This window comes from Streptomyces durocortorensis (assembly GCF_016901035.1).
In the GTDB taxonomy this organism is placed as follows: domain Bacteria; phylum Actinomycetota; class Actinomycetes; order Streptomycetales; family Streptomycetaceae; genus Streptomyces; species Streptomyces durocortorensis.
This window is the reverse complement of the sequence record NZ_JAFEUF010000237.1, coordinates 1-10,244: the sequence shown is the minus strand read 5'-3', so window position 1 is coordinate 10,244 and position 10,244 is coordinate 1. Positions and strand designations below refer to the sequence as shown.

At 71.2% G+C, this 10,244-nt stretch carries 11 protein-coding genes and 1 pseudogene; 6 read left to right on the top strand and 6 right to left on the bottom strand.

Annotated features, from left to right (window positions below):
• Nucleotides 1-1,526: hypothetical protein (locus JS521_RS29530; protein ID WP_239488010.1), on the top strand; the 1,526-nt coding region annotated here is incomplete at its 5' end.
• On the opposite strand, the gene JS521_RS29525 is transcribed toward JS521_RS29530, so the two are convergent.
• Nucleotides 1,493-2,035, bottom strand: coding sequence for a hypothetical protein (locus tag JS521_RS29525; RefSeq protein ID WP_239488009.1), 543 nt, complete (start codon nt 2,033-2,035; stop codon nt 1,493-1,495). The two genes, JS521_RS29530 and JS521_RS29525, sit on opposite strands and share 34 nt — an antisense overlap.
• Nucleotides 2,008-2,478, bottom strand: a complete 471-nt coding sequence (locus JS521_RS36985; protein WP_239488008.1) for a hypothetical protein — start codon at nt 2,476-2,478, stop codon at nt 2,008-2,010. The genes JS521_RS29525 and JS521_RS36985 overlap by 28 nt, the downstream gene beginning before the upstream one ends.
• A 147-nt stretch (nt 2,479-2,625) precedes the next feature.
• Between JS521_RS36985 and JS521_RS29515 the strand changes: the two genes are divergently transcribed.
• The gene (locus tag JS521_RS29515; RefSeq protein ID WP_205085997.1) at nt 2,626-3,246 is read left to right on the top strand and encodes an SMI1/KNR4 family protein; all 621 of its coding nucleotides are present in this window, start codon (nt 2,626-2,628) and stop codon (nt 3,244-3,246) included.
• 477 nt (nt 3,247-3,723) lie between these two features.
• On the opposite strand, the gene JS521_RS29510 is transcribed toward JS521_RS29515, so the two are convergent.
• From JS521_RS29510 to JS521_RS29500, 3 genes are all read right to left on the bottom strand, one after another.
• Nucleotides 3,724-4,347, bottom strand: a complete 624-nt coding sequence (locus JS521_RS29510) for an SMI1/KNR4 family protein (RefSeq protein ID WP_205085996.1) — start codon at nt 4,345-4,347, stop codon at nt 3,724-3,726.
• A 251-nt stretch (nt 4,348-4,598) separates the two neighbouring features.
• Nucleotides 4,599-5,819 carry a TolB-like translocation protein gene (locus JS521_RS29505; protein ID WP_239488007.1) on the bottom strand — a complete coding sequence of 407 codons (1,221 nt, stop codon included), beginning with the start codon at nt 5,817-5,819 and terminating at the stop codon, nt 4,599-4,601.
• Nucleotides 5,820-6,341: 522 nt separating this feature from the next.
• Complete coding sequence (locus JS521_RS29500) at nt 6,342-6,953, bottom strand: caspase family protein (protein WP_205085995.1); 612 nt, start codon at nt 6,951-6,953, stop codon at nt 6,342-6,344.
• Between the two features lie 351 nt (nt 6,954-7,304).
• On the opposite strand from JS521_RS29500, the gene JS521_RS29495 reads away from it, so the two are divergent.
• From JS521_RS29495 to JS521_RS37575, 3 genes and pseudogenes are all read left to right on the top strand, one after another.
• On the top strand, nt 7,305-7,949 hold the full coding sequence (locus JS521_RS29495) for a ScbR family autoregulator-binding transcription factor (RefSeq protein ID WP_205085994.1): 645 nt from the start codon (nt 7,305-7,307) through the stop codon (nt 7,947-7,949).
• 150 nt (nt 7,950-8,099) lie between these two features.
• Nucleotides 8,100-8,384: pseudogene (locus JS521_RS37580) on the top strand (substrate-binding domain-containing protein); the annotation flags it as partial.
• A gap of 92 nt (nt 8,385-8,476) precedes the next feature.
• On the top strand, nt 8,477-8,596 hold the full coding sequence (locus JS521_RS37575) for a hypothetical protein (protein ID WP_372448629.1): 120 nt from the start codon (nt 8,477-8,479) through the stop codon (nt 8,594-8,596).
• Nucleotides 8,597-8,666: 70 nt separating this feature from the next.
• Here JS521_RS37575 and rpmF read toward each other — a convergent pair whose 3' ends face one another.
• On the bottom strand, nt 8,667-8,837 hold the full coding sequence (gene rpmF / locus JS521_RS29485) for a 50S ribosomal protein L32 (protein WP_205085993.1): 171 nt from the start codon (nt 8,835-8,837) through the stop codon (nt 8,667-8,669).
• Nucleotides 8,838-8,989: 152 nt separating this feature from the next.
• On the opposite strand from rpmF, the gene JS521_RS29480 reads away from it, so the two are divergent.
• A complete protein-coding gene (locus JS521_RS29480; protein WP_205085992.1) occupies nt 8,990-10,237 on the top strand; it encodes an ROK family protein in 1,248 nt (415 codons plus the stop codon).
• Nucleotides 10,238-10,244: the final 7 nt, after the last annotated feature.

Below are 10,244 nucleotides of genomic sequence, written 5' to 3'. Positions count from 1 at the left end.
GCGCCGCCCCCGTCCCCCACACCGCGTCCGCGCCGGAGACGGCGAGTCCGGCCCAGCGTGCCGCCGCCGACGCCCTGTGGACGGCGGGCGCCGCCGTGCTGGAGGCCGGCGTCGACGGGGCCGGGGCCGTAGCCCAGTCGGCCCTCCTGCGCGCCGCGCACACCGCCCGCCTCCGTCACCTGCCGCGAGCCGCGGGCGCCGCACTGTCCGTCGTCACGCTGCTGCGCGCGGCCCGCGCCGGGGATCCGTCCTACCGCACCGCCGAACTCGTCACGGCCCTGGCCGAACTCCTGGGCACCGCCCGCCGCGTGGGCACGGCGTCCGGGGCGGAGCTGGCCGCCGTCAGAGGCCGCGTGCGCCGCCCGTACAGCCCGGACGGCTCGCTGCGCCTGTACGGCCTGTTCACCGAACCCGTGGTCACCGGCTCGGGGCACGGCGGCGTCCGCACCTGGGTCGCCGGAGCCGACGGCCGCCTCTTCACGGTCGGCGACGTGGCGCCCGGCGGCGTGGGGCGCGCCCTCGGCGTGGCCGACCGGGCCGTGCGTCTGGGGGACAGCGCGCTCACCCACCGGGAGCTGGGCCGGGCCGGCCTGGCCGTTTCGGGGGCGACGGTCTCGCCGGACGGCAGACTGGGCGCCGGAAAGGGCGTCAAGGCCGTCACCGCCCGGGGCACGGCGTGGACGGAGCCCCCGCTCGCCGCCCTGTGGGAGACGCCACCGTCCGAACAGGCCGCCCGCGCCCTGCGGTCCGTCTCCCGCTACGCCGACCCGGACGGCGGCGGCAGCGACCTGCTCTTCTTGGACGTCGAACTCCTCGGCGCGGTAAGGGAGCCGGGCGGCACGTGCCTGCTCGCGCGGTGCGAGGGCGGCGTCCCCGTCCGGCTCACCGTCGCCGACGACGACCCCGCGCTGGCCCACCGCGACAACCTGGCGCTGCTGGCCGCGGCACCGGGGATCCGGCTGAGGATCATCGGCCGCTTGGCCCCCGCCCCCCACCCACGGCTCACCCTCCTCGCGTGCTCGCATCCCACCGGCGAGGGCACGGTCGACCTCGGCCTCGACCGGCTGCGCCGCGCAGACCTTCCGGACCCGGCCGCCCCCGTGCACTTCGCCCCGCCGCAGGCCGCCGGCCCCGGCGCGCAATCGCCCCTGTACCTCCTGGAGCGCCGGGTCGAACAGACGGTCCCGGCGGGTCGCGCCGCCCTCGGCATGCTGGGCGACGTCACCGCCGAGACCCGGCGGATCCGCCGAGCCGGTCTTCCCACGGCCGCCGAACTCCTCACCGCCCTGTGCGCCTCGGCGGCCCAGCGCGACCGTGACCTCTTCGGCCGACTGCTCCCCGCCGACACCGACGGCTTCGCCACCTACTGGCTGTCCGCCGCCCGCTACACGGCCGCCGTGTCCGAATCCCTGTGCTCAGCTGCCTGGAACCCGACGCACGACGGCTTGGCCGCAGTGTCACCCGACCATCGCCCGACAGGGCCGGTGCCGGATCAGGGCGAGGTACGGGACCGGTCGAGGGCGTGAGCCACGGTCACCCCTGTTTCGCGAGCGGTGAGGTAGGGGCGGACATCGTGAGCCTGAGCCCCGTTGTGTACGGAGACGTCGGTGATCCGTCGCCCGAAAGCGGGCGCCAGTTCCTTGACCAGGGCCACCGTGTCGCCGGAGTCGGTGATGTTCGTCCATGCCTTGACCGGCGTCGGCCAGCGGGCCGAGTCACTGTGCGGGGTCGGCAGGAGCCTGTCGAACACCAGCCTGCGCACCCCGAGAGGAGATCCCAGCGTGATGAGCGTCAGGTCGCGCCAGCCGGGGTGGGCGCACAGCGCTTCGTACGCCACCACGGTTCCCAGGGAATGCGCGACCACCAGTTCGGTACGGTCGGTGACCCTTCCGGCGAACTCGGCCTGAACGGCGGCCCGTACGTCAGGCTCGGTGAAGTACCGGCGTACCTGGCGGGCCGAGTGCACCATCAGGCTCTCGCTGACTCCCGCGAAGAAGGCGGAGTGGCTCAGGGCGTTGAGCGCGCGCTGGACCACGCGGGGTGTGCGCAGTCGGGCCGGCTCCTCCGAGCCGGGAACCCGCCGCTCGGCGGCGGCCGCCTCCCACCAGCCGAGCAGCAGACCTTCCTCCAGGCCCGGCTCGACATCGAAGGCCTCGAGCGGCGGCGGACCGAGGGCACGGCGCCGATGCGTTCCACGACCTCTTCGAAGCGCTTGTGGCGGGCGTGGACCGCCGCGGCCACCAGGCCTACCGGAACCACGGTGGCGGGGTCGACGCCGGAGAGGTCGAGAGCTGTTCGGTAGCCCTCGTCGGACAGGGCGACGATCCGGCCGAGGGCGGCGGCCTTGCCGCAGCCGGGGCTGCCGGTGACTATGCGGCCGCGGCCGTCGTCGTCCTCACCGCCGAGCCAGGCCACCAGCTCGCCGAGGACGCCCGCGCGGCCGCTGAAGTACGGGCCCTGCTCGGATTCGAACTCCACCCCGCGCGAGCGCGGCCCGAAGTGTTCGGCGAGGTCGCGGCCGGCGACCCGGCGCAGGATCTCCAGGCCGGTGCCCAGGGGAGGAAGTTCGGGGTGGTAGTCGACGTCGGGCAGGAACGGGGCTGGGCCGTTCCTTTCGGATCTTGCATGATGATCAGCATGAACACGGAAACCTGCGACCGGGCCGAGCTGGCCGCCCTCCGTGAGATCTGCGCGCAGCGTTCCGAGGCGTCGCCGCCGGCCGGTTGGGAGGCGGTGCGGCTCTTCGAGGCGGAGCACGGCATCACGCTGCCGGAGCCCTACCGTACGTTCGTGGCGGAGGTCTGCGACGGCCTGCGGGCCGGGCCGCCGCACTACGGTCTGCTGCCCTTCGCGCAAGCACCTTCGGATTGGGGTTCCGGCCGCCCTGAGCGCCTGCTCGCCGAGCCTTTCCCTCTCACATCGACGTGGATGTGGGAGAGCACCGAGCAGGGCGAGAAGGCGTTGTCGGAGCAGGAGCTTGAGGCCCGCATGGACGCCGTGTTCGACCACGGCTCCCTGTTGCTGGGCACCGACGGCTGCGGCATGTACTGGCACCTGGTCGTCACCGGCCCGCAGCGGGGTCATGTCTGGCTGATCGACGAGTACGGCGCGATGCCCTTCGGCACCTCACCGGGCACCTCCCCGATGCGGGGCACCCCTGGTTTCACCGGATGGGCGACCCACTGGGCCCGGGGCCGTACCTGGTTCGCCGGTCCTCCGGCAGATGATCCGGAAGAAGCGCCCTAGGCGGTTCCTCCCTGCAGTTGGCACAGTCGTGAGTTCGAGGTACGAGGCTCTCCACCGGTGCTGTCCGCGATGAGCCGACCGTGCGCTGAGCTTGTCCTGCGGTTCGCGTGGAATTCGGCGACGGTCTCGGCGCGTTTCGCGGACTTGCCGACGTCGTAGCGGAGTGCTGGGCGTCGATTTCGGGAGCCGGGCGGGCGTCCTGGCCCAGTACCGCGTCACTCAACTCGAACAACTCATCGCGGCGAGCGGTCAGACACGCATAGAACTCACCCCGGAAGCGTGACGCCTTCGCGAACGCCTCCGGCCAAGACCGGGGGTACGGGCAGACTCAATGCAATGGCCTTTGTACAGGTCAGATGCCTTACACGACACGGCATACGATCGCGGGTGGCTGTGGCGTGGCTGGTGAGATGCCAGAACCCGCCCGAAGCTCGAGAACTGTTCGAGATGCCGCTCGTGGTGACAGTTCGCGAGGGATCAGAGCCCCCCGCAGCGGTTTTCCAGGGCTGCCATGTCCCAGGCCACCGACACGCCGTCCTGTTCTGCGTCCGCGTTCTCCCAGTACGGAAGCCCCTGTTCGTCCGCAGTGAGCACGTAGTCCAGGACATCCGTGGCAGAGCCGTCGGACAGGGCCTGCGCGGCCCAGCTGAGCAGGGCTCGCAGCGAGTTGTACTGGGGAAGGTCGTCGAACCGTCCACCGTCGCCGTGGGCATGCGCACCGATGCGACCGTGCTGGTCACCCGGTGCCATCTCGACGAAGAGAGACCCCCCGGCGCCATTTCCGGCCAGAGGCAACCAGGATGAACGCCAATAGCGCAGTTCATCCAGCACATCCCGCTGTTGCGACCCGATCCACCACACGTAGTCTTTCGCGATCTCGGCCACGCCGTACAGGCGGTAGTTGCCGGGCAGCAGGCACTCCCCTGAGCCGTCATGGCGGCGCAGGGATGCCACCAGGTCCTCGGGAAACACGAGCCCGCACTGGCGTTCTGCCACGCGTACCGCGTCAGAGTCCGCAGCAGGGGGCAATGACGCGTACGCGGCCGGTGAGTACTCGCACAACCGGTTCTCGATCCACAACCACGAGCCCTCAATCGTCATGGCATCCATCGTCGCTCGCGGGACCATCCGGACACCAGACCGTCGTGACAGCTCGACACCGTAGGGGCGTAGGACCGGCATGACGATGCGAGGCCGGCGAGGGCCTCCAGAGTCTGTGCGAGTACCGTGCTTCATCCACCAACTCCGCGTGACCGCACACCCTCGGGTAGCGACAGCACCGCGGGATCGTGGTGACGGCAGCCTTGGCCTAACATGACCCACCGCCACGACATCGAGGACAGCAGCGTGACTCATCGCAGGGTGCGCACGAAGACATCCCCGATGAGGTTGTTGTCGTCGGGGACCAGGCCGGGGTAGTAGGAGTCGAAGACGGCTGTTGACTCGTCCGCGCTCAGTGCCGCGCGGCCCACGGTGACGGGTTTGCCGTCCTGACCGGGTGAGAGCAGCTCCTCGCGCCCGGTTGGCACCTCGCGCAGGATCAGACCCAGGGAGACGCGGTTGGCGTCGGCGGTGTTGAGGAGCAGCTTCGAGCCGTCCGCCGACAGGTCCGACACCAAGGTGACATCGGTGGGGGAGCGGCCGTCGTAGCGGTGAAGCGTGCCGGTGAGCAGATCGCGGACGAAGGCGTTCCACGACGTGCTGGTGTCCCCGTTGGGGTCTATGCCCGAAACCAGGTTCGTCGCCACCGAGTTGAAGGCGACCTTGGAGCCGTCGGCGCTGAGCACCGGCGCTTGCGCCGACCTGTCGGCCGGTTGCCCGTCATGGGTGACATCGGCCTGCACCGTCTTCCCAGTCACGCGGTCGTAGACCAGAATGTCCGCCTTGTCGTCGTCGGAGGGCCCCGTATAGCCGACCTGATAGGCCACCTTGCGGCCGTTGGCACTCAGGGAGATGTCCTGGCAGCCACGGGTCGTGGACGGTCCCGCCCGCCACAGCCGCTGACTTCGGCGATCCAGGAGCATGACCCTGCAGCGGGTCACCCCGTTCTCGTCGGCGGCTGTTCTGGCCACGAAGGCGAGATAGCGTCCGTTCGCGCTGAGCGGGGCCGTGCCGTAGTACGCGCGATAGCCTCCCGGGAGTGCGGGCGCGACGGGTTCGGTGCGCCCGGTGCGCAGATCCATCACGTGCACGGAGTACTTCTGGCTCGTGGCGGACCACGAGGTGAACGTCAGATGGCGACCCGACTGGGACACCCTGGGCGCCATCGTCGATTCACCTGGCACCTCCACACGCTTGAGGGGCGCACCGGGAGTCGTCCGGTAGAAGACGTTGTTGGGCATGTCCGTCCCCGGCAGCAGGTTGTTCGCCGAGGACATGAAGGCGACGACGCGCCCGTCCGCGCTGACCGTCGGATCCACCGAGTGCCGGTTCCCGCCGGTGCCATCGGGTGCGACGCTGATCCGTTCGGTGCGCGGAGCCGGGTCGCCGTTCGCCGCCTCCGTGGGAGAGGCGAGACAGGTGAGGACGGCCGCGAGGCCGACGGACATGCAGATCCCAAACGCGGGTCTCATCAGGTGGTTCCCCCTTCGGCCCGAGCACGGCCACCGCCGCCCTCCAGCCCTCGTGCCCGATGACGGGTATTGCCCCGCCACTGTTGTGCGCGGGACTCACGCGATGAAAGCGCGGAGCGCGGAGCAGGTCAATGCATCCGCAGGCGACATTGCCACCTCGCGGGCATCTTCATCTGGTCCGCGCGCTGACTCGAAGCCGCCCTTGGCACAGAATGATCGTGTGCTTCCTCCTCGACTGCTGTGGTGCGATCCTCGGCCCATTCCCCGGTTCAACCTCCAGGAACCGGTGACACTGATCGTCCGGGATCCCGGCTTCCACGAGCCGACTGACGAGGACGACTGCGCGGTGTTCTCCTACTTCTGTCAGGCGCATGACCGCTTCTACCGGCGCGAGGCTTGCGGGGAGGGGCCGCATCTCATCGCTCTGCACTGTGAGGAGCACGGGCTTGAATACATGTGGCCACAGCCACTCACGCTCATGTTCCCTGCAGGTTTTGAGCCCGCCGCTCAGCGGGGTGCAACTCAGCTGGCTGCAAGCAGAGTGGGATGCCGCCTAACTATGATCCGAAAGAGACGCCCTAGGTGAGGTCGAGGTACTGCTGGCGCTGGCCGGTTCGCCCGGTGGTGACCGCCACCGCCTCGGTGAGAGCGGCGGTGAACTTCCCGTCGCCGGCGATGTCCTTGCGCCGGGCGGAGGCGAGGAACCACAGCCCGCTGTTGGCGGACCCGCTCGGGGTTGCCGTAGACGAGTCGCTGCAGCGCGAGCGCTGTCGCCTCCGCGCTGCCGGCCCCGCCCGCGCACGTGTCGAGTACCAGCAGGAGATGGCGTAAGTCGCCGTTGCACAGGATGCGGACGAGGTCCTCGGTGGCGAGGGCGGTGGCGGCCAAGTCCTCGGGGGACGAGTCCCAGCAGAACAGATAGTGCCGTTCGGGCGGCGCGGTGACGCCGTGGCCCGCGAAGTACAGGACCACGATGTCGTCGCTCGTCAGGGCGACGTCGGTGCCCCAGAGACGAAACTTCTGCCGGATCTGATCAGCACCGTCGTACTCGCCGAGACCGGGGAGCGCCGGCTCGTACCCGAAGTCGCCGAAGAGCCGGGCAGCGGCCTGCTTGTCGGTCTGGACGAACTCCAACTGAACTCCAACTGTTCTGCGGCGGGCAGATGTTGGTAGCGGTTGCTGCCCAGCGCGATGAAGAACCGCCGTTCCATCGGTCCGCCCCCCGCCGTGCTGTGCCGCACGGCGCTGCTCGCACTTTGTGGACTGCGGGGGACGACCTGGCTGACCTCGAACACACGCCCAGGGGTGCTGTCCGGCGGATCACGGCACTGTACGGCCGGCCCGGGCGGATGGCGGCCTTCTCCGCGGCGGCGAGGGAGCGCCTCCGGGGGAGTGGCCGGTCGACCTGAGAACATCCGGCTGAGCCCCGGGAGCGCTCCGGCATGACCCCGGGTAACGTCGGACGCGGCTGAGGAAGGTGTGGCCATGGTGCAGGATCGCGGGGAGCAGACGGTTCAGCGGATCGTCGAGGCCGCCGGAATCGTGATCGACCGGGAAGGGTACGCCGGTGCGACGATCCCGGCGATCCAACGCCTGGCGAACGTCTCCCGCAGTGGCTTCTACCACCATTTCGCGTCGAAGGAGGACCTCGGCGACGCGATCCTGGCCCGCCAGCACGCGTACTTCCATCAGGTCTCCGAGCAGATGGCGGCGGGCCCGGCCCCGGAGCTCTGGCTCCAGGCCCTGGTGGACATCAGCCATCACTACACCGCGGGCCTCCTGGAGGACCCCGTTCTGCGCGCGGCTGTGCGGCTGTCGATCGAGCCGGGCCCGTACCAGACCGCCGAGAGCTATGCCGGTTCGCTGGGCGCCGTGACCGGCGCTCTCGAATCCGCGCGCGAAGCCGACGAGATCCAGGACCACGTCGAGCCCGTGGAAGCCGCCCGGACACTCGTCGGCTGCTACAGCGGCGTACAGATGCTGTCCCTCGCCCTGGCCGAGCGGGACGCCCTGCACCAGCAGGTCAGCGCGATGTGGGCGCTCGTGATGCCCGGCATCGCCCGCCCGGACGCCTTCACCCGGCTGCGCCTGGGGCCGCCGCGCTCCATGGGCACGGCCCGGCCACGGTGATCCGGCGCCTCGGCAGGACCTCCTGGCCCCGCCCCGGCGCCCGTCACCGGCAGCGGGCGCCGAACCCGTTGGCCGAGAGGCCCTCGCAGAACGATTCCCTGGCCGCTCCGTACCGGGAGAGCCTGCCGTCCACGAACCAGGTGGTGTCCGGTGCGAAGCCGAAGCTTCCGTCATCGATGCCGTCCCAGCCGTAGCGGAAGGCCAGGTTGCCGACGGCTTCCGCGCCACCATGGAAGCGGCCGAACTGCCGGTGCCCGAAGGGCGGGTGTGCCGTACGGGGAGTTCAACGACGCCTCGGGCAAGGCCCAGTTGGTGCGGCCGCTCGACTCCCTGGACGGATCGGGACAGGAGCCGCCCACGGCGGTCTTCGCCGCCAGCGACCTCCAGGCGCTCGGCACCTTCGAGGCGCTGCGCGAACGCGGCCGCGCCATCCCCGGCGACATGAGCATCGTCGGTTTCGACGACCTCCCGGTCGCCCGCTGGACCCACCCCCCCCGCTCACCACCGTCCGGCAGCCCCTGCTGGACATGGCCTCCGTGGCGGCCAACGCGCTGCTGCGGATCATCGACGGCGAGCCGGCGGACCAGTTCCGGCTGGAGCTGGCGACCCAGCTGGTCGTCCGGGGCAGCACGGCGCCCCCGGCCTGACGGGCGGGAGCGCATCGCCTCCGGAATCCCTCGTACGCGGAGTGCGCCCGTGTACGAGGGCGTCGGCGGGTCAGTCCTGCGGACGCAGGAGCCCGCGCTCGTAGGCCTTGACCAGCCGCTGCGGAACCTGGTGGACGGTTCCGTCGACCGTGACGGGCACGAGCTGAGGCGTCGTGGCCTTCCACTGGGCGCGGCGGTGACGGGTGTTGCTGCGGGACATTTTCCGCTTGGGGACTGCCATGAGGGACCACCTTCGTAGCTGGCCTCGAACGCTATATGAAAATGATAGTCAATACCAAATGCGGCTGCGACGGGGCGGTGGCTGGGGTGGGGGCGCGTACGGCCCCGGCCGCCCCTTGCCGCGACCGCCCATCGCATAGGCTCGGCGACGATATGAAGAGCATCCTCACTCCGCTGGGGCCCAAGGCCGACAAGGACACCGTGCGACGGCACAATCTGAGCCTGGTACTGCGCGCCGTGCGGGACGAGGGCGAGCGCGGCGACGCCACGCGCGCCGGGGTGGCCGCCCGGGTCGGGCTGACCCGGGCCGCGGTGTCCTCGCTCGTCGAGCAGCTGATGGACAGCGGGTTCCTCACCGAGTCGGGCAAGACGTTCAGCGGTCAGGCCGGGCGCCCCGGAACCGCGCTCAAGGTGGCCCGCACCGGTCCCGCCGGGCTCGGTGTGGAGATCAACATCGACTACGTCTCGGTCTGCGTGGTGGATCTGGCGGGCACCGGCCGGGTCCGGCAGACCGAGCACCTCGACAACCGGGGCGCGCCCGCCGAGGAGGCCCTGTCCCGGGCGGCCCGGATCGCCGCGCGGACCCTGGAGTCGGCGTACGAGCAGGAGTTGCGCCCGGTGGGCGCGGCGCTGGCGCTGCCGGGTCTCGTCTCCGGCGGGTCGGTGCGGCAGGCCCCCAACCTCGGCTGGAACGAGGTCCCGGCGCAGGAGCTGTTCGCCGACGCGCTGGCCGCCCTGCGCCCGGGCCGCCCGGCGCTGCCGGTCGCCTCGGAGAACGAGGCGAATCTCGCGGCGCTGGCCGAGCTGTGGTTCGGCGGGCTCGGGGAGGTGCGCAGCTTCCTCTATCTGACCGGGGAGATCGGGGTCGGCGGGGCGCTGGTCCTGAACGGCGAACTGCTGCGCGGGGCGCACGGGTTCGCGGGGGAGATCGGCCATGTGGCGGTGGATCCGGCGGGTCCGGAGTGCCGGTGCGGATCGCGGGGGTGCCTGGAGCAGTACGCCGGACAGGCGGCGCTGCTGCGCGCGGCGGGGATCGAGGGTCTCGGCGGCGCCTCGGGCGTGCTGGAGCTGGAGCGGCGCGCGGGGGCGAGGGATCCGCGTGCGGTGGCCGCGATCGGTGAGGCGGGGCGGATGCTGGGCCGGGTGCTGTCGGGGGCGGTGAACCTGGTCGACCCGGACGCGGCGGTGCGCGGCGGGATCTACCGGGGCCTGATGCCGTGGCTCGCGCCGCCGGCCGACGAGGAGCTGACGGGCCGCGTGGTGTCGGGCCTCTGGACGCCCGGCAGCGGCCGGCTCCGGGCGTCGTCGGTGGCGGGCGACGCGGCGCGGGGGGCGGCGGCGCTCGTGGTGCAGGACGTACTGGACGACCCGGTGGCGTACGCGGAGCCGGCGGGCGGGTGAGCGGGGC